We start from the raw sequence: 19,103 nt of genomic DNA on the forward strand, positions 1-19,103 counted from the left end.
GAAGAATGGTGAGAAAGGATATACAGCTTAAATCTTCCGAAAAAAAGGCAGTCGATCACCCGATGCGAATGCGGTCGCCGCCTTCCGGTTTGCGCGGAATTAACGAACATTTCAATTGTCGGGGCTATGGCTTGGATTTGCGGTGCAAAGGCCATAGCTTCCGGTCATCGAATTAGCGAGGACATGTCCTGTCATGAGCAACAATCTCTATGTGACCGGCTTGTGGCGCGCGGTCGATCCCGTCACAACCGGCGACAATCCCGGTTTCCAGTTCAACGGTTTCCAGAGCCCCGATGCCTACGGGCGCGGTTACGAACTGAACACCGGCACGCTCGACGCCGTCGCTCAATCGGTGGCGTGGATGATCGATTCCGTCACCGGCAAACCGCATGACTATGCCAAGGCCAATATCACGGCGCTTTTGACGGCCTTCGCCAAGATCGGCCTGTCCGGCGACGATCTGGTCACGGCCAGCGACGCAAACGATCTTCTGGTCGTCGAAGGCGGCAACGACACGGTCTATGCCGGTCGCGGCGACGATTATATCGATGGTGGCGATGGCAACGACACCATCTATGGCCAGGAAGGCAATGACACCATACGCGGCGGCCCCGGCCATGATTTCATCAATGGCGGCGCGGGCGTCGATACGGCGATTTTTTCCGGGCTCCGGCATCACTACGGCATCGAGGGCGACATGGCCTCGCGCATCGTCGCATCGCCGGAGGACGGGCAGGATACATTGGTCGATGTCGAGCGACTGCAATTTGCCGATGGCACACTGACTTTCGACGATGCCCATTCGGCCGGTGTCTTCACCGTCGATGAAACCGCGGCCCAGGTGGCGCGGCTCTATCGCGCCGCGATCGACCGCCTGCCGGATGGACCCGGCCTTCTCTATTGGCTCAATATCGTCAAGGGCGGCAAGCAGACGATTGGCGAGATCGCCGACATCTTCGTCGCGTCACCGGAATTCACCGCCACCTATGGCAACCTCTCGAACAAGGCCTATGTCGAGCGCATCTACCAGAATGTTCTCGACCGGACACCGAGCGAGAAGGAAGTGGGCTACTGGACCGGCTATCTTGCCGGCGGCGAACACGACCGTGGCGATCTCCTGAATTACTTTTCCGACTCCGCAGAGTTTCGCTCCATCATTGGCGGCACGAACGACACCGGCGTCGTCTTTATCTGACGAGGATCAGACGTACCAGATGCCATCGGAAATCGCATGGCTGACCCCGGCAATATTTTCGGCGCTTTCGGAAAAGCCGGCAAGAACGGCCGCCTTCGAAGCGCCGCCTTCAAGCTGCGAGGTCCAGTAGGCAATGCCACCGGCCTCGCCGTCGCGTCCGAGAACGTTGTGATAGAGCTTTTCGATATAGGCGCCATTGGACGGGCGGTCTCCATAGACCGAGGCAAATTCCGCCGACGAGACGAAACCGACCGCCGTATCCAGCAGCGACTTGCCGCCATCCATCGCCTTGATCCAGTAGGTCAGGCCGCCGGCATCCGGCGTCCGCGCGAAGGCGGCCTGGTAGATACGATAGGCTTGGCCGGCGATGCCGGAGAGATCGACCGCCAGCGTACCGTCTGAAAATTCCAGCCGCTCGATGGAATGCAGCGTGTCATGTCCGGTGCCGGCGGCCGAAACCGTCACCGCGCCATCGGCGAACGAGACGGCGTAATCGCCCCGCTTGCCGCTGTAAATCACGGTATCGGTACCGCCCTGCCCCTCGAAACCATCGTCGCCTGGCCCGGCCTTGAAGCGGTTGCTCTTCTCCAGATTGTCGACAAATGAGGACGGCGTGTCGTAATCTGCGAACTTGCGGAGATAGTCGAGGATCGAGGTGCCGTTGGCATCAGCGGCGATCGCCGTGCCGCCCGATTTGACGAAATCGATCAGTTTCTGCGTGCCGACCAGATGGGTGGCGGCGATCATGCCGCTCTTGGTCAGCGTCGTGCCGTTCAGCGTCTGCCCGGTGTAGAATTCGAGATCGTAATAGCGGATACGGTTCCACAACAGCGTGAACCAGGCGCCAGCGGCGGCGTCTTGTTCGGCCGGGCTTTTCAGGAAGTCATCAATGGAGCCAATCCCGTTCTTGCCGGTAAAACCCTTGCTATAGACATTGTCGTAGACATTGGCATCCTTCGGCGCATAACCGAGATCGATCAGCGCCGCTTCGCCGAACTGATAGGCGCCGGCATAGCCATATTTGTTGACCGCGCTGTAATTGTCGCCGGACTCCCTGACCCGCATGGCTTTGAAGAAATCCTGATAGGTTCCGCGCGACATGGGCACTCCGGCAAAATCGACAAATGATGGCGAACCATAGCCGCGATCCCCTCAAGATTCGGTAACGCCGGTTCCCACTTTTCGCTCAGGGCGTTAGGCTAACCCTACGATTCGCGTTCCGAGCCCTCAAGATTCGAGCAAAATCATGACCGCCAAGGCAACCGTCATCCCCATGCCGCCGCAAATCCTGCTTCCCGTCGAAGGAGAGGAGGCGCTGTTCCCCGTGCGCCGGGTCTATTGCGTCGGGCGCAATTATGCCGCCCATGCCGTCGAGATGGGCCATGATCCCGCGCGGGAAAAGCCGTTCTTCTTCCAGAAGAACCCGGACAACCTGCTGCCGCCCGGCCTCGGCATGCCCTATCCGCCGCTGACCGAGGACCTGCATCACGAGGTCGAGGCAGTCGTGGCGCTGCGCGCCGGCGGCGCCGACATTCCGCTGGAAGAGGCGCTGAACTGCGTCTACGGCTATGCGGTCGGCATCGATTTCACCCGCCGCGACCTGCAGGCCGAAGCCAAGAAGGAAGGCAAGCCCTGGGCCGCCGCCAAGGCATTCGAGGGCTCAGCGCCGATTTCTGCCATCGTGCCCGCCGCCCGTATCGGGCATCCCGAGCATGGCGCGATCTGGCTGAAGGTCAACGATCGCAAGAAGCAGCAGGGCGACATGAACCAGATGATCTGGAAAGTGCCCGAGATCATCGCCGAACTGTCCAAGCTTTTCGTGCTCGCCCCCGGCGACGTTATTATGACCGGCACGCCTTCCGGCGTCGGCCCCGTGCAGCGCGGCGATCGTGTCGATTGCGGCATAGACGGCATCGCGAACCTGTCCGTCACCATCGTTTGAGGAACCGTCATGCCGCTTTACTCGCTCGATAAACTGACGCCGAAAACGCCTGCACACGACCGTTACTGGGTCGCGCCCGATGCCCATGTCATCGGTCAGGTGGAGATCGGCGACGAGGTCGGCATCTGGTTCGGCGCGGTCCTGCGCGGCGACAACGAGCCGATCCGCCTCGGCGACGGCACCAATGTCCAGGAAGGCGTGATGATCCACACCGACCCCGGCCATCCGGTCACCATCGGCAAGGGCTGTACGCTCGGCCACCATGCCATCATTCATGGCTGCACCATCGGCGACAATTCGCTGGTCGGCATGGGCGCAACGGTGCTGAACGGCGCGAAAATCGGCAATAACTGCCTCATCGGCGCCAATGCGCTGGTGACCGAGGGCAAAGAATTTCCCGACAATTCACTGATCGTCGGTTCTCCCGCCCGCGCCATCCGCACGCTCGACGACAAGGGCGTCGAAGGGCTGAAGCGCTCGGCGGCCAGCTACATCGCCAACTGGCGTCGCTTCGCCGGTGGCCTCAAACGTATTGATGAGGGCATAATCCAACCGGAGTGAAACGAGGGTCGACAAGATTATGTTTCAGACAAAAGAGCTTGGAGCGCCGATCTGATTGAAGCAGGTCGAACAGCGTTCTACGCCGCACAGGCCGCGCATAGTCCGCGAATTTCGATCGTCGTCTTTTCCGGCTTGAACCGGCGCGCCTTGGTAAAGGCTTCCAGGCGATGATCGACCTCGTGGTCGTGAAACTCGTCGACATGGCCGCAGCTATTGCAGATGGCGAAAGCCACCGTGCCGTGGCGGCAGCAGCTTTCGGCCGGATGGGCGCAGGCAACGAAGGCGTTCAGGCTTTCCAGCCGGTGGACCAGTCCGAATTCCAGCAACTTGTCGAGCGCGCGATAGACCTGCAACGGTGCGCGAAACCCTTGGTCGCGCAGCTTGTCGAGGATGGTATAGGCGCTGACCGGCTGCTCCGAACGACGCAGCACATCGAAGACGAGGCCCTGGTTTTTCGTCAGTTGCGGCAAGTTCATCGTAAACCTCCTTCCGCCTCGCCGTGCCGCCGGAGCGGCACGAGGCTGAACACGAACAAGACAAGTGCGGCGACGACGATGGACGGGCCGGACGGCGTATCGAAATGCAGCGAGCCGAACAGCCCGCCGATAACGGCGACTGCACCGATCACCGATGCCAGCACCGCCATGATTTCCGGCGTAGACGAAAAGCGCCGCGCCGTCGCCGCCGGAATGATCAGCAGCGAGGTGATCAGCATGATGCCGACGATCTTCATGGCAATGGCGATCACCAGCGCCATCAGCAGCATGAAAAACAGCCGGGCCCGCTCGGGCCGCAAGCTTTCGGCTTCCGCCAGATCGGGATTGACCGTCGAGGCCAGGAGCGGTCGCCACAGATAGACGATGGCGAACAGCACCAGGATGCCACCACCCCAGATCAGGTCGATATCCTGCTCCGTCACTGCCAGAATGTCGCCGAACAGGAAGGAGACGAGATCGATCCGCACCCAGGTCATGAAGGCAACCATGACGAGGCCGATCGCCAGCGTCGCATGCGAGAGAATGCCCAGCAGCGCATCCGCCGACAGCCCGCCCCGCCGCTGCAACAGCATGAGCAGCACGGATACGGCAGCGGCGACGAGGAAGACGCTGAGGATCAGATTGAACTGCATCAGCAGCGACAGCGCCACGCCCAGCAAAGCCGAATGCGCCATGGTATCACCGAAATAGGCCATTCGCCGCCAGACGATGAAGCAGCCGAGCGGCCCGGTGGTCAACGCGAGCCCGACGCCGGCGATCAGCGCGCGCAGGAAGAAATCGTCAAGCACGGCCCGCCCCCAGCTTCGCATCCGCCGGCGCAGGATGGTGGTGGTTATGGCCATGATCGTGGGCGCAATCCGGTCCATGCACATGGCCGTGCTCATGATGATGATGCCCGTCCTCGGGATGGCAATGATCGGTGATCGAGCCGTCGGCATGCTGCACCCGCCCATCCGGCAGATGGGTATGGTCGTGATGGTGGCTGTAGACCGCCAGTGTCTCGGCCGCGCGCGCTCCAAAGAGGCGGCGGTATTCGGCGCTGCGGCTGACCGCCTGCGGCGTGCCACGACAGCAGACATGGCCGTTCAGGCAGATGACGGTATCCGTCTCTGCCATCACCACATGCAGGTCGTGGGAAATCAGCAGAATGCCGCAGCCGGTGGAATTGCGAATCGACTTGATGAGATCGTAAAGCGCAATCTCGCCGGAAAAATCGACGCCCTGCACCGGCTCGTCGAGCACCAGCAGATCCGGCTTGCGGGCGACTGCGCGAGCCAGCAGCGCCCGCTGGAATTCGCCGCCGGAGAGATGCTGCACCTCCGCCTTGGCCAGATGCGCGATACCGACCGCATCGAGCGCAGAAGCAATCTCCCGCTCTGGCAAGGACCCCGTCAGCGTCATCAGCCGGCGCACGGTCAGCGGCAGCGTCCAGTCGACAGTGATCTTTTGCGGCACATAACCGACCTTCAGCCCAGCCTTGCGCTCCACCCGGCCCTCGTCCGGCTTCAATACGCCGATAGCCGCCTTGGCGCTGGTGGATTTGCCCGAGCCGTTCGGCCCAATCAGCGTCACGATCTCCCCCGGTAAGACGCCAAAATCGACGCCGCGCACCAGCCAGCGACCATTGCGGCGCACGCCGACATCATGCAGCGAAACAAGCGGACGGGCAGCGGTGGCATTCAGCATGAATTTTTTCCGGAACACTGTTGCAGGATGCTATGGCACACGTTATAGCATAACGCAATTGATGTAATAACATTACAAATCTCTTCAAGTGGAGATACCAGATGAAAGTTGCAGGATTGCACCTCCTCGCCACCACCGCATGGCTGCTTGCCGGTGCTGCCCATGCCGAGACGCCAAAGGTGGTGGCGTCGATCAAGCCGATCCACTCGCTGGTCGCGGCGATCATGAAAGGCGTCGGTGAGCCGGGGCTGATCGTCGAGGGCGCAAACTCGCCACATACCTTCAACATGAAGCCTTCCAGCGCCAAAAAGCTGCAGGATGCCGATCTCGTCTTCTGGGTCGGCCACGGGCTGGAAGCCTTCCTCGAAAAGCCGTTGGAGGCGCTCGGCAACAAGGCGACCGTGGTCGAACTGGACGACGCCCCCGGCCTGACCAAATTGAAATTCCGCGAAGGCGGCGCCTTCGAACCGCATGACGACGGCGATGCCGACGAGGCGGCCGAGGGGCATCACCACGACGAGGGCGAATTTGACATGCACCTCTGGCTCGATCCCGCCAATGCCAAGGCGATGGCGGCCGAGATCGAAAAGACGCTGGTCAAGGCCGATCCCCACAATGCCCAGACTTACGCCGCCAATGCCAAGGCCTTGGACGAAAAGCTCGACGCCCTCGACAAGGAACTGGCGGCCAGCGTCGCGCCGATCAAGGACAAGCCCTTCATCGTCTTCCACGACGCCTATCAATATTTTGAAAACCGCTACCACATCCGCGTCGCCGGCTCGATCACCGTCAGCCCGGAAACCCTGCCCGGCGCCGACCGCATCTCGCAAATCCACAAAAAGGTCACCGAACTCGGCGCCACCTGTGTCTTCTCCGAACCGCAATTCGAACCGAAATTGATCAACGTCGTCCTCGAAGGCACGCCGGCCAAAGCCGGCACCCTCGACCCCGAAGCCGCAACCCTGACCGAAGGTCCTAACCTCTATTTCGACCTGATGCGCGGGATCGCGACATCGCTGACGGATTGCCTGAAGGGGTAAAACGCAAAGGGAGGGCGCACGGATGCGCCCTCCCTTGTTCAACAATGTCCGGCGAATTACCGCGCGGCCGCGAGGCCGACGATCAGGCCGGTGGCGGCGCTGATCAGCAGGAACTGGTTGTCGACGCGCACCCATTGTTCGCCCCGGCGCGGCTGCGACAGGCGATAGCGGCGATAATCGCGGGCGTTGACGATATTGCGGCGCTCGGCGCGCGACAGGCGGGCGCCCCGGTCCCAACGGTGCTTGTGAATGACGACAGGCCTGTCGAAGCGCTTTTCGATCACCTTATGACGAAACTGGTCGGCCGAGGCGGCCAGCGGCGTAGCGAGAAACGAAGCGGCGACAAGAGCGGCAAGAAGCTTTTTCATCGGGGTATCCTTTCCTGTGAAGACACCCTGACCTTATCGCCGCAGATATGAACCGAAGATGAAACGGAAAATTACATTTCCGTAATGATTTCCGCCGCTTAAAGCAGGAAATTCAGACGGTGATTTCGCTAAAATGCTAAGCTTTTCATAGCAATAACAGGAGGCGGCAAAGGCGCCGCCTCCTGTTCGGACAGAAAACTCAACCGTCGAGTTCGGCCGATTTCGTCCAGAGGTTGACGTCAGCCTCGCGGGCATAGAGATCGATTTCCGAAAGCTCGGCATCGGTGAAATCGGGATTGTCGAGCGCACGCACGCAATCGACGATCTGCGCGGCGCGGCTGGCGCCGATCAGGGCAGAGGTGACGCGACCGCCGCGCAGCACCCAGGCGAGCGCTAGCTGCGCCAGCGTCTGGCCGCGCTTTTCGGCAATTTCGTTGAGCTTGCGGACATTCTCGATCACGGAAGGGCGAATGGAATCGCGCTTGAGGAAATGATTCTGCGCCGCACGGCTGTCTTCGGGCACGCCGTTCAGATATTTCGAAGTCAGCATGCCCTGCGCCAAGGGCGTGAAGACGATGGAACCCATGCCGAGTTCGTCGAGCGTGTCCAGAAGGCCGTCCTCTTCGATCCAGCGGTTGAGCATGGAATAGCTCGGCTGGTGGATGACGCAGGGCGTTCCCAACGCCTTCAAAATCGCGGCAGCCTCACGGGTGCGGTGCGAATTATAGGAGGAAATGCCGACATAAAGCGCCCGGCCGGAGCGGACGATATGATCCAGCGCGCCGCAGGTTTCCTCCAGCGGCGTATCCGGGTCGAAGCGGTGCGAATAGAAGATATCGACATAGTCGAGACCCATGCGCTTCAGGCTCTGGTCGCAGGAGGCGATCAGGTATTTGCGGCTGCCCCATTCGCCGTAAGGGCCGGGCCACATGTCGTAACCGGCCTTGGAAGAGATGATCAGCTCGTCGCGCAGGCCGGCGAAATCGCTGCGCAGGATCTCGCCGAAGGCGGTTTCGGCGCTGCCGGGCGGCGGGCCGTAATTGTTGGCGAGGTCGAAATGGGTTATGCCGAGGTCGAAGGCGGTGCGGCACATCTCGACCTTGCGCTGGTGCGGCGTGTCCTCGCCGAAATTATGCCAGAGGCCGAGCGAAATCGCCGGCAGCTTCAGGCCGGAGCGTCCCACCCGATTGTATTTCATCTTGCTGTATCGATCGTCAGCCGGGGTCCAGCTCATAGGAAAATCCTCTTTATTGAAATGCGCGGGCAGTTTTTCTTATCGCATTTCCGAACGGAAAACCGGTATCCACTTTTCCTGGAAATGCTTTAGCACCGCCCGCGCGGGACCATACCCGAAGGCGGGCTTACTTCAAGAGCGCCCGCGCCTCTTCGATACCGAGCGCCGCCGGCTGGGTGCAGGTCGTCGAAAGCGCGACGAAGCGGCGTTCCTCACCGGATTTGAGGATCGAGGTCATGACATCGACGGCATGCAGCGCCCGGTCGAGCGAGCAGCGGGCATCGCGCCCCTCGATCAGCGCCATCGCCATATCGGCGAGGCCCGCCGTGCGGTAATTGGCGACCATGGCATGCGGATGCTCCTGGTTGTCGATGCCGAAGGGATGGTCCCAGCCTTCCAGCGCCCGGATATCCTTGTCGCGGCCGCTGACTTCCACCGGCCCGCCGAAGAAATTCGGATCGGGCACGTAGATCGAGCCTTCCGTGCCGTAAAGCTCCATATTGGCATGGCGATGCGACCAGACATCCCAGCTTGCCGAGAGCGTCACCGTCGCACCGCTTTCGAATTCCAGCAGCGCCTGCACCGTCGTCGGCGTCTTCACCTCGATTGTCTCGCCGCTGCGCGGCTGGCTGGAGATGGTGCGGGTGGCGGTGGCCATCGAGGTCATGGCGCCGACGCGCTTCACCGGGCCGATGAGGTTGATGAGATTGGCGATGTAATACGGCCCCATGTCGAGGATCGGGCCGCCGCCGGGCAGGAAGAAGAAATCGGGATTGGGATGCCACATCTCCATACCCGGCCCCATGACATAGCAGGCGCCGGAGGTGATGCGGCCAATGCCGCCTCTGTCGATGTAATCGCGGGCAAGCTGGTGCGCGCCGCCGAGGAAGGTATCCGGCGCGCAGCCCACCGAAAGGCCCTTTTCGCGGGCGATGCGGCGTAGTTCCTCGCCCTCTTCCAGCGAAAGCACCAGCGGCTTTTCGGAATAGACATGCTTGCCGGCTTCGAGGATCGCCCTGGAAACAGCGTAGTGCGCAGCCGGGATCGTCAGGTTGACGATGACGTCGATCTCGTCATCGGCGAGCAGTTCCTCGACGGTCTCGGCGCGCACGTTGAATTCTGCGGCCTTCGCCTCAGCCGCATTGACATTGATGTCGGCGCAGGCGCGCACCTCGATGCCCTTGAACAGCGGCGCGAGCGAGAAATAGGTGGTGGAGATATTGCCGCATCCGAGGATGCCGACGCCAAGTTCTCTGGTCATGGGTCAGGTCCGTTCAATAGGTCTTGAGCGATGCGATCGAGCGGCGCACCAGGCGGCCGAGATCGTTCGGATTGTCGTGTTCGACGATGAAATGGCGGGCGGGCGTGTTGCGCATCACCGGCAACAGCTTGTCCCACGGCACGGTGCCGTGGCCGACATCGGCCCAGCCGTCCTCATCGGTGTTTTCGCCAGCGGGGGCGATGTCCTTGACGTGGACGGACGTGATACGCGGGCCATATTTTTCGATCCACATGAAAGGATCGGCCTTGCCGCGCACCACCCAGGCGATATCCGCCTCCCAGCTCAGCGACGGGCCGCCGGCGAAAATCTGGTCGAGCGGCATGGAGCCGTCTTCGAGCGGGAAGAACTCGAAATCATGGTTGTGCCAGCCGAAATCGAAGCCGGCCTCGCGGATCGGCTTGCCAGCCTTTTCCAGCCGGGCGCCAAGCGCATGCCAGCCTGCGACATCGGTCGGGCGCTCTTCCGGCATCAGCCAGGGGCAATAGACCGAGCGCATGCCGAGCGTGCGGGCAATCGCCAGCGCCCGCTGCGGATCGTTTTCGAGAAGCTCGATGCTGAAATGCCCGGTCGGCATGGAAAGCCCCCGGGCATCCAGCTCCGCCTTCAGGGCGTCAAGCCCAGCCTGGTCGAGATCGCCGTAAACGCCGGCAAAGCCTTCGACCTGTTTGTAGCCGGCATCGGCGAGCAGCGCGTAGACGTCGGAATAGGGCGGATAGTTGCGGGCGCTGTAAAGCTGGAAACTGAAATCGGTCATCTCTTGTCCTCCTGCGGCCGGCGGCCGCGCTGTTTGCTGTGGTGTTTCGCCGGGCCTCAGGCCTGGGCGAGATGAAGATCGGTCACGCGAAACTGCGGAACCGCGCCGGGCGGCAGGGCCGCCGTCGGCGTGAAGCGGATGCGGCGGCTTTCGCCGCCGGCGAGGTCGAAAAGATTATCGGCATAGCGGCCGTCGGTTTCGCTCTCGATCATCACGAACAATGCAAGGCCTTCGGCTGTGACGGCGATTTCCCATTGACCGTCCTCGGCGGCGGTCACGGAATGCGTCAGGCCTGACGGTTTCAGGTCCAGCGCCTTGTAGGTATCGGGCACGATATGGCCCTCGCCCGCCATGCCGTTGGAAGCCGTGAAGCGCCAGGCGAGTACCGATTGCGGCGGCACCTCGCTACGCGGAATCTCGAAGAGCTTTTCCGCGCGGTCGGGGCTGCATGGCCCGGAAAGGCGATGCAGCGGAGTTCGTTCACCGGTCAGCGATAGCAGGAAAAACTCCGCCTCGATCCCGACCGCATCGGCGGTATCGTTGACCGCCGACACCGCGAATGCCTCCCCCTCTGGAATGACGGCCAGCGTCACCGGCTGGAAGAAGCGCCGCGCCAGATAGTGCATTGCCTTCCAGCGCCCGCCATGATCGAGGCTCGCCCAGGAGGCGACCGGCCATGTGTCGTTGAGCTGCCAGTAGAGCGTGCCCATGCAATGCGGTTTGAGCGAGCGCCAGTAATCCACCGCCGTGCGGATCGCCAGCGCCTGCTGCACCTGGCTGAGATAGACGAAGCCGGCAAAGCTGGTGGGAAAGCGGAAATAACGGAACATCGTGCCGGCGATGCGTTCGTTGCCGCCGACATTCTTCTGGTGCAGCTCCATGACCGGCGAGGCGATATTGAGATCGCCCTCGCCCGCGAAGGAGCGGATCACCGGCAGCGAGGTATAGGACTGGAAGCCGAATTCCGAGCAGAAGCGCGGGCGTACGGAGCGGTATTCGTCGAAGGACTTGTTCTCGTGCCAGACGGACCAGTAATGCATGTCGCCGGAACCGTCCGCATGCCAGGCATCGCCGTAATCGAGATAGCCGGAGGCCGGGCTCGACGGCCACCAGAGGCCATCCGGCGCGGCCTTCTTCATCTGCTGCTCGATCACCCGGTTCAGCCGGTCATAGGCGACGAGATAGCGGTCGCGATTGGTGCGCGATTCCGGAAACCAGGTGAGCGCGCCCACCAGCTCGTTATCGCCGCACCACAGCGTTATCGAGGGATGGCTTGATAGCCGCTTGACTTGATACTCGACCTCATGGGCGACATTTTCGAGGAAATCCTCGGTGCAGGGATAAAGGTTGCAGGCGAACATGAAATCCTGCCAGACCATCAGCCCCATGCGGTCGCAGAGATCGTAGAACCAGTCCTGCTCGTAAAAGCCGCCGCCCCAGACGCGGATCATGTTCATATGCGCATCGACGGCCGATTGCAGCAGCGCTTCCGTCCGCTCCGGCGAGCTGCGTGAAAACAGGGCGTCGGCCGGTATCCAGTTGGCGCCGCGGCAGAAGATTTCGCGGCCGTTGACGCGGAAAGCGAAGCGGCTGCCCGCCGCATCCGGCGTCGTTAGCAGCTCGACCTGCCTCAGGCCGATGCGTTTCGTCACACGCTCCGAAGGCACCTCGACGGACAGCATGTACAACACCTGCTCGCCGCTGCCGACCGGCCACCACAGCCGCGGCGAATCGAGGTGGAAAAGATGCGTGACGGTGTTTTCGCCCGGCCGCATGCCGCAATCGAGCCTGAGCGCCTCGTCGCCGAAGGCGAGATGCAGCGGCACGATGCAGGGGTCGGCCGCATGCAGCGTCACCGTCACCTCGACATCAACGCTGCCGTCGTCGTTGTGATGCTGGCGCGTCGTCACATGCTCGATGCGGGCATCGTCCAGCCGCTTCAGCGCAATCGTGCCATAGAGGCCGAGAGGGGCGAGCGCGATGTTCCAGTCCCAGCCGAAATGGCATTGCGGCTTGCGCAGCATGTTGCCGTTGGGGATCGGCGAATTGCCGGTCGAATAGGGCACGTAGAAAGGCTGCGCCGCCTGCCGCTCGGCACCGGCCCTGATCGACGAATGAATGACGATCCGCAGGCTGTTAGGCCCGATCTTAAGGGCTTTCGAGACGTCGGGGCGAAAGCGGCGGAAACAGTTGTCGGCCGAGAGCACCTCGATGTCGTTGACGAAGACGGTGGCGACCGTATCGAGGTAGTCGATATCGAGATACCAGCGGCCGGAGGCGTCGGTCAGCTCGAATTCGCGTTCGAGCACCCAGTCCTCATGCGCCACCCATTGCACCAGCTCTTCGTTTCGCCCGGCATAGGGATCGGGAATGATGCCCGCCTGCTGCAGGGCGGAATGAACGTCGCCGGGAATGGAGATCGCCGTGGAGTGACTCCCGTCGGCAGTCGCCACCTGCCAGCAGCCGGCGAGATCAAGCATATCGTCCTGCACGTCGGCCATCATCGCCTCCTCAGATCCGCAATTCTGTTTCGGCATCGAACAACGAGGCGAGCGACGGATCGAAACCGAGCCGCACCTTGCTTCCCGCCGCAAACCGCCGCGCGCCGTTGACGCGCACCGAAATCGTCTGTCCCGCATATTTCAGCCAAAGCAGGTTGTCGGCACCCATTGGCTCCTCGATATCGACCACCGCCTCATGTCGTTCGGCCGTCTCGCCATTGACGGCGATATGTTCCGGCCGCACGCCGAGAACCGCCCTGCGCCCCGGCTGCAACGGTTCCGCCGCCCTGTAACCCTCAAGCGAAAACCGCACAGTGTTGGACACGAAGATCGGCCCGGTATCGGAGGCCGCGATCTCACCCTTCAAAAAGTTCATGGAGGGCGAGCCGATGAAGCCGGCGACGAACAGATTGCGCGGCGCGTTGTAGATCGTATCAGGGCTGTCGAGCTGCTGGATGACGCCGTTCTTCATGATGGCAATGCGATCAGCCAGCGTCATCGCCTCGATCTGGTCGTGGGTGACATAAATCATCGTATTCTTCAGCGACTGGTGCAGCCGTTTGATTTCGACGCGCAGCTCCGAGCGCAGCTTGGCATCGAGGTTCGACAAGGGTTCATCGAACAGGAAGACATCGACATCGCGCACCAGCGCCCGGCCGATAGCGACGCGCTGGCGCTGGCCGCCGGAAAGCTCGGCCGGCTTGCGTTTCAAGAGCGGCTGGATTTGCAGGATCTCGGCGGCGCGGGCGATGCGCTTGTCGATATCGGCCTGCGGCAGCTTGGCGACCTTGAGCCCGAAGGACAGGTTCTTTTCCACCGACATCTGCGGATAGAGCGCATAGGACTGGAACACCATGCCGATGCCACGATCCTTGGGTTCCTCCCAGGTGACGTTGCGGTCCTTGATGAAGATCTGCCCCTCGCTGATTTCCAGCAGCCCGGCGATGCAGTTCAGCAGCGTGGACTTGCCGCAGCCGGAAGAGCCGAGCAGCACCAGGAACTCACCGTCGTGGATATCCAGATTGAGATTGCGCAGCACGCTGACGGCGCCGAAATTCAGCGATAAGTCCTTGATGGAAACGCTGGTATTGGTCATGGGGATCACCCTTTCACGGCGCCGGCGGCGATGCCGCGCACGAACAGACGGCCGGAGACGAAATAGACGATGAGGGGAACGGCGCCGGTCAGGATGGTGGCGGCCATGTTGACGTTGTATTCCTTCACGCCCTGCACCGAATTGACGATGTTGTTGAGCTGCACGGTCATCGGGTAATATTCCGGCCGGGTGAACACGACGCCGAACAGGAAGTCGTTCCAGATGCCGGTGATCTGCAGGATCATCGCCACGACGAAGATCGGCAGCGACATCGGCGCCATGATGCGCAGATAGATCGCCCAGAAGCCGGCCCCGTCGATGCGCGCCGCCTTGAACAATTCCTCCGGCAGGCCGGCGAAATAATTGCGGAACAAGAGCGTCAGGATCGGCATGCCGAAGATGGTGTGGACGATGATCAGACCGGTCAGCGTGCCGTAGATGCCGAGTTCCCGCAACACGATGACGATGGGATAGATCATCACCTGATAGGGAATGAAGGCGCCGACGATCAGGATGGTGAAGAACACCTCCGATCCCTTGAAGCGCCAGTTGGCCAGCGCGTAGCCGTTGACCGATGCGACCGCGATCGAGATCAGCGTCGAGGGAATGGTGATCAGCACCGAATTCCAGAAACCGCGCGACAACCCGTCACAATTGAGGCCGGTGCAGGCCTGTGACCAGGCTTTCACCCAGGGCTCGAAGGTGATTTCCAGCGGCGGCGAGAAGATATTGCCGAGCCGCACCTCCGGCATACCCTTGAGCGAGGTGACGACCATCACATAGAGCGGGATGAGGTAATAGATCGCCGCGACCAGCAACGTGCCGTACAGCATGATATTGCGCGGCGAGAGCACGCGGCGCGGCTTGCGGCCGGCAGGACCGGGTTGCAACCGCGAGGCGGATGCGGCGATAAGTGAGGACCGATCAGACACGCTTGCGCCCTCCGCCGAATTCCAGATATGCCCAGGGAACGATGATGATGGCGACCGTGATCAGCATCATGGTCGAGGCGGCAAAGCCCTGCCCCAGGTTCTGGGCGAGGAACATGTAATCGTAGACATATTTCGCCGGCACTTCTGAGGCGATGCCCGGCCCGCCGCTGGTCTGGGCGACGACGAGGTCGTAGACCTTGACGATCCCGGAGGCGATGATGACAAGCGTGGTGACGAAGACGCCGCGCATCATCGGCACGATGATGAACAGGTAAGTCTTCCACGCCGGAATGCCATCGACCCGCGCCGCCTTCCAGATATCCTCGTCAATGCCGCGCAATCCCGCCAGCATCAGGCACATGACCAGCCCCGTGCCCTGCCAGAGAGCGGCGATCAGCACACCATAGATGACGATGCTCGACGTATAGAGCGGATCGAAGGTGAAGGTGCTCCAACCGAGCGAGCGCACCACCGACTGCACCCCGAATTCCGGATTGAGGATCCACTGCCACACAAGCCCGGTGACGATGAAGGACAGCGCGAAGGGATAAAGGAAGATCGTGCGAAACGTGTTTTCGAAGCGGATCTTCTGGTCCATCAGCACCGCCAGCAGAAAGCCGATGCCGAGGCTGAAGATCAGCGAAAACACGCCGTAGATCGCCAGATTCTGGATCGACACGATCCAGCGCGGCGCGGCCCAGAGACGCTCATACTGGTCGAAGCCGACAAAGCTCAGGCGCGGCAGCAATTTGGAATTGGTGAAGGAATAGACCACCGTCCAGACCGTTCCCCCTAAGAAAATGACGAGCGCCGTCAGGATCATGGGGATGGAAGCGATCTTTGCCGGTATGTTGCGCAGCAACCGGGAGGGCCTGCGCGCGGCGCGCGAGTCCATATGTAGGTCTCCTGTCTTTGAAGGTGGCGCAGGAAGCGCGGATGAGATTTCAACCGCGATCCGTCTCGCAAACACCTTTCCCGTAACCGGCTAGGCAATCGAATATGGAATGGGACCTTGTCCCAAGCCCCGCCCTCCCTGTGTGAGGGAGACAGGCAAGCGATAGCGGGATGAGGAGGATGTCGAAGGCAAGAAGGCCAGGCATTCCATGCGCTTCGCATCCCCCTCATTCGGCCTGTCGGCCACTTTCTCCCCAAGGGGAGAAGGGGTTTTCAGCGCCCGACGTGCCTCATATTCCATTGCCATGCCGTAACCGGCAGAGGCTGGGCCAAGAAGAAAACAAACCTTCCGCCTCTTGGCCCAAACACCCCTACGTTTCCGGTCCGATCAATCCGCCGAAGCGATGATATCGACGAAGCGCTTCTGCGCGTCCGCGACCGTCATCGACGGATTGGCGAAGAATTCGGAGAACAGGTCTTCCTTCTGCTTCTGGCTGTCGGCCGAAAGAAGCTGGTCGGTCCACTGGATGACCTCACCCTTCTTGAGGATTTCGAGGCCCTTGCGCATGCAGTCGTTGGCGGTGGCAAGGTCGACGTCCCCGCGCACCGGCAGCGAGCCCTTCTTGAGATTGAAGGCAACCTGCGTTGCCGGCGCCAGCAGCGTCGAGGCCAGCACTTCCTGCGCCTTGGACTTGGCTTCGTCCTTCAGCAGCGGGAAGTAGAAGGCGTCGCCGCCAGTGGCGATGACTTCGGTGACGCCGAGACCCGGAAGGCAGGTATAATCGGTGCCGGCCTTCTTGCCGGCCAGCGCGAATTCGCCCTGCGCCCAGTCGCCCATGATCTGGCCGCCGGCCTTGCCGGTGATGACCATGTTGGTCGCCTGGTTCCAGTCCTGGACATTGGTGCCCTTGGACATGCGGCGCGCATCCTCGGCGGCTTTAAAGACCTTGGCGATCTCGGGACCAGCCGCCGCTTCAGCATTCTTTTCGCCGAACACCTTCAGGAAGGTATCCTTGCCGCCGATGGCGAGCATCAGCACGTCGAAGGCGCCCGACGCCTGCCACGGCTGGCCGCCGATGGCGAGCGGTACGATGCCGGCCTTTTCGAGCGCCGGTGCGGCAGCGACGAACTCATCCCAGTTCTTCGGCACGTCGACGTCGGCCTTCTTGAAGGCGTCGTTCGACAGCCACAGCCACTGCCAGGAATGGATATTGACCGGCGCGCAATAGATCTTGCCGTCGATGGTGCAGGAATCCAGCAGGCTTGCCGGCTTGACGATGTCCTTCCACTTCTCCTTGGTGGCGACGTCCGTCAGGTCGCGCATCAACCCTGCCTGCACCAGCTCCTCCGCCTGGCGGCCGTGGTTGAATTGCGTGGCGCCCATGGGATCGCCGCCGGTGATGCGGCTGATCATGATCGGGCGCGCCGTGCCGCCGGAGCCGGCGATGGCGCCATCCACCCAATGATTGCCGGTGGCGTCGAAGGCCTTGGCCAGCTCGGCGACGGCCGCGGCCTCGCCGCCCGAGGTCCACCAATGGGTGACTTCCAGATCGGTCGCGCTCGCCCCTCCGGCAAGCAGGGCCACGGATGCGGCAAAAGCAGCAGTCAGCAAACGTTGTGTCACGAGTTCCTCCCTCACTGTAACGTTTCCGTAAAAAAGTTATCGCAAACGAAACCTTTCTGCAACAGCCAACCGCCGCGAAATTCACAGGCGCTCAAAATGCAATCATAAGACGCATTTTGAAATGGTGAAAATTCATCCCAAATAGATGCAAAAGCGTTGGATTTGTCAAATTTCCTGCAATAACCACGCCAACTTAATCGAATTTCCTGGCTCGTAGGCCTTCAACTTCGCACCTGCAACCCTCCGTCGCCCCTCGCCTGTGGATACCGGCACGTCTATTTAAAATTGTCGGCGCGCCGCCGTTCTTTTCTGTTTTCCAAACGAGCGAGAAACTGTATCGTTTCAGTAAGCGGGATGATGCGGAGGAGACGCTTTTCTTCGGCTCCCGCTTGAGGCAGTGCAAACGTGGAAGACGGCAACGGGAACGGCAGGCCCATGGACAGCGAGAAAAAACGCGGCGGCGGGGAGAACCCGGGACCGGAGCGCCCGACCCTGAAGACGATTGCCTTCATGACCGGCCTCGGCGTGACCACGGTGTCACGGGCGCTGAAGGACGCGCCCGATATCGGCGCGGAAACCAAGGAGCGGGTGCGCATGGTGGCGCGCCAGCTCGGCTACCAGCCAAACCGCGCCGGCGTGCGCCTGCGCACCGGCAAGACCAATGTCATCGCGCTGGTGCTGTCCATCGACGAGGAGATCATGGGCTTTACCAGCCAGATGGTCTTCGGCATTTCAGAGGTGCTGAACGGCACGCCCTATCACCTGGTCGTCACGCCGCATTCGCACAATCGCGACCCGATGGTGCCGGTGCGTTATATCCTCGACACCGGTTCGGCCGATGGCGTCATCATCTCGCGCATCGAGCCGGACGATGCGCGCGTGCGCCTCATGCATGAGCGCAACATGCCCTTCGCCACCCATGGCCGCAGCGATATGGGCATCGTCCATCCCTATCACGATTTCGACAACGAGGCTTTCGCCTACCAGGCGGTGCGCCATCTGGTGGAGCGCGGGCGCCGGCGCATCGCGCTGTTGCAGCCGCCGAGTCGCCTCTCCTTCTACACCCATACCCGCATCGGCTTTCAGACCGGCCTGCATGATTTCGGTGCCGAGGAAGTGCCGCTGCGCGTCACTATCGACACGGCGCTCAACGAGATCCGCGATGCGGTCGAGATGCTGATGCGCTCGCCGAACCCGCCTGACGGCATCGTCTCCTCGGCCGGCAGCGGCGCCATCGCCATCAATGCCGGCATCGAGGCGGCCGGCAAGCGGCTGGGCGTCGATATCGACATGGTCTCGAAACAATCCTCGGCGATCCTCAACTGGATCCGCCCGGAAATCATCACCATCGACGAAGACGTGCGCCTCGCCGGCAAGGAACTGGCCAAGGCCGTCATCGCCCGCATCGAGGGCCGCCCGCCCGAGGAACTGCAAAGCCTTAGCGGCCCCGAATGGCCGCAGTCCTGAAGCAGCTCTTTCGAAACGAAAAAGCCCGCC

General features: G+C 61.7%; 18 protein-coding genes. 5 read left to right on the forward strand and 13 right to left on the reverse strand.

Features of this window, described 5'->3' with window-relative positions:
- Positions 1–193 precede the first annotated feature (193 nt).
- Positions 194–1,195 (forward strand): DUF4214 domain-containing protein, encoded by a 1,002-nt coding sequence (locus tag P7F60_RS05030; RefSeq protein ID WP_277916620.1) that lies wholly within the window; start codon positions 194–196, stop codon positions 1,193–1,195.
- Positions 1,196–1,201: 6 nt separating this feature from the next.
- Here the strand turns inward: P7F60_RS05030 and P7F60_RS05035 are convergent, their stop codons facing one another.
- Positions 1,202–2,296 carry a DUF4214 domain-containing protein gene (locus tag P7F60_RS05035; protein WP_277916621.1) on the reverse strand — a complete coding sequence of 365 codons (1,095 nt, stop codon included), beginning with the start codon at positions 2,294–2,296 and terminating at the stop codon, positions 1,202–1,204.
- 145 nt (positions 2,297–2,441) lie between these two features.
- Between P7F60_RS05035 and P7F60_RS05040 the strand changes: the two genes are divergently transcribed.
- Together P7F60_RS05040 and P7F60_RS05045 are read left to right on the forward strand one after the other, a co-directional pair.
- Positions 2,442–3,137, forward strand: coding sequence for a fumarylacetoacetate hydrolase family protein (locus P7F60_RS05040; protein ID WP_277916622.1), 696 nt, complete (start codon positions 2,442–2,444; stop codon positions 3,135–3,137).
- Between the two features lie 9 nt (positions 3,138–3,146).
- Entirely contained in the window at positions 3,147–3,698 is a 552-nt protein-coding gene (locus P7F60_RS05045) for a gamma carbonic anhydrase family protein (RefSeq protein WP_277916623.1), read from the forward strand.
- 77 nt (positions 3,699–3,775) lie between these two features.
- Here the strand turns inward: P7F60_RS05045 and P7F60_RS05050 are convergent, their stop codons facing one another.
- Genes P7F60_RS05050 through znuC form a run of 3 tightly spaced genes read right to left on the reverse strand, consistent with a single transcriptional unit; the run spans position 3,776 to position 5,881 of the window.
- Positions 3,776–4,174: a Fur family transcriptional regulator gene (locus P7F60_RS05050; RefSeq protein ID WP_277916624.1), complete on the reverse strand. Its 399-nt coding sequence runs from the start codon at positions 4,172–4,174 to the stop codon at positions 3,776–3,778.
- The gene (locus P7F60_RS05055; RefSeq protein WP_277917183.1) at positions 4,171–4,983 is read right to left on the reverse strand and encodes a metal ABC transporter permease; all 813 of its coding nucleotides are present in this window, start codon (positions 4,981–4,983) and stop codon (positions 4,171–4,173) included. The genes P7F60_RS05050 and P7F60_RS05055 overlap by 4 nt, the downstream gene beginning before the upstream one ends.
- Entirely contained in the window at positions 4,976–5,881 is a 906-nt protein-coding gene (gene znuC, locus P7F60_RS05060; protein ID WP_277916625.1) for a zinc ABC transporter ATP-binding protein ZnuC, read from the reverse strand. The genes P7F60_RS05055 and znuC overlap by 8 nt, the downstream gene beginning before the upstream one ends.
- Positions 5,882–5,982: 101 nt before the next feature.
- Between znuC and P7F60_RS05065 the strand changes: the two genes are divergently transcribed.
- Entirely contained in the window at positions 5,983–6,921 is a 939-nt protein-coding gene (locus tag P7F60_RS05065) for a zinc ABC transporter substrate-binding protein (protein ID WP_277916626.1), read from the forward strand.
- A gap of 56 nt (positions 6,922–6,977) precedes the next feature.
- On the opposite strand, the gene P7F60_RS05070 is transcribed toward P7F60_RS05065, so the two are convergent.
- From P7F60_RS05070 to P7F60_RS05110, 9 genes are all read right to left on the reverse strand, one after another.
- Positions 6,978–7,289 carry an RcnB family protein gene (locus tag P7F60_RS05070; protein ID WP_277916627.1) on the reverse strand — a complete coding sequence of 104 codons (312 nt, stop codon included), beginning with the start codon at positions 7,287–7,289 and terminating at the stop codon, positions 6,978–6,980.
- Positions 7,290–7,488: 199 nt separating this feature from the next.
- Positions 7,489–8,523, reverse strand: coding sequence for an L-glyceraldehyde 3-phosphate reductase (gene mgrA, locus P7F60_RS05075; protein WP_277916628.1), 1,035 nt, complete (start codon positions 8,521–8,523; stop codon positions 7,489–7,491).
- A gap of 127 nt (positions 8,524–8,650) precedes the next feature.
- A complete protein-coding gene (locus P7F60_RS05080) occupies positions 8,651–9,784 on the reverse strand; it encodes a Gfo/Idh/MocA family oxidoreductase (RefSeq protein WP_277916629.1) in 1,134 nt (377 codons plus the stop codon).
- Positions 9,785–9,797: 13 nt separating this feature from the next.
- Positions 9,798–10,559, reverse strand: a complete 762-nt coding sequence (locus P7F60_RS05085; RefSeq protein WP_277916630.1) for a sugar phosphate isomerase/epimerase — start codon at positions 10,557–10,559, stop codon at positions 9,798–9,800.
- Between the two features lie 56 nt (positions 10,560–10,615).
- Complete coding sequence (locus P7F60_RS05090; protein WP_277916631.1) at positions 10,616–13,060, reverse strand: glycoside hydrolase family 2 protein; 2,445 nt, start codon at positions 13,058–13,060, stop codon at positions 10,616–10,618.
- A gap of 10 nt (positions 13,061–13,070) precedes the next feature.
- A complete protein-coding gene (locus P7F60_RS05095) occupies positions 13,071–14,156 on the reverse strand; it encodes an ABC transporter ATP-binding protein (RefSeq protein ID WP_277916632.1) in 1,086 nt (361 codons plus the stop codon).
- A gap of 5 nt (positions 14,157–14,161) precedes the next feature.
- Complete coding sequence (locus tag P7F60_RS05100; RefSeq protein ID WP_277917184.1) at positions 14,162–14,989, reverse strand: carbohydrate ABC transporter permease; 828 nt, start codon at positions 14,987–14,989, stop codon at positions 14,162–14,164.
- A gap of 91 nt (positions 14,990–15,080) precedes the next feature.
- Positions 15,081–15,983, reverse strand: a complete 903-nt coding sequence (locus P7F60_RS05105; RefSeq protein WP_277916633.1) for a sugar ABC transporter permease — start codon at positions 15,981–15,983, stop codon at positions 15,081–15,083.
- 387 nt (positions 15,984–16,370) lie between these two features.
- The gene (locus P7F60_RS05110) at positions 16,371–17,606 is read right to left on the reverse strand and encodes an ABC transporter substrate-binding protein (protein WP_277916634.1); all 1,236 of its coding nucleotides are present in this window, start codon (positions 17,604–17,606) and stop codon (positions 16,371–16,373) included.
- A 435-nt stretch (positions 17,607–18,041) separates the two neighbouring features.
- Between P7F60_RS05110 and P7F60_RS05115 the strand changes: the two genes are divergently transcribed.
- Positions 18,042–19,073 carry a LacI family transcriptional regulator gene (locus tag P7F60_RS05115; RefSeq protein WP_277916635.1) on the forward strand — a complete coding sequence of 344 codons (1,032 nt, stop codon included), beginning with the start codon at positions 18,042–18,044 and terminating at the stop codon, positions 19,071–19,073.
- Positions 19,074–19,103 lie beyond the last annotated feature (30 nt).

The sequence above is a fragment of the Rhizobium sp. YJ-22 genome, assembly GCF_029601685.1.
GTDB lineage: Bacteria > Pseudomonadota > Alphaproteobacteria > Rhizobiales > Rhizobiaceae > Metarhizobium.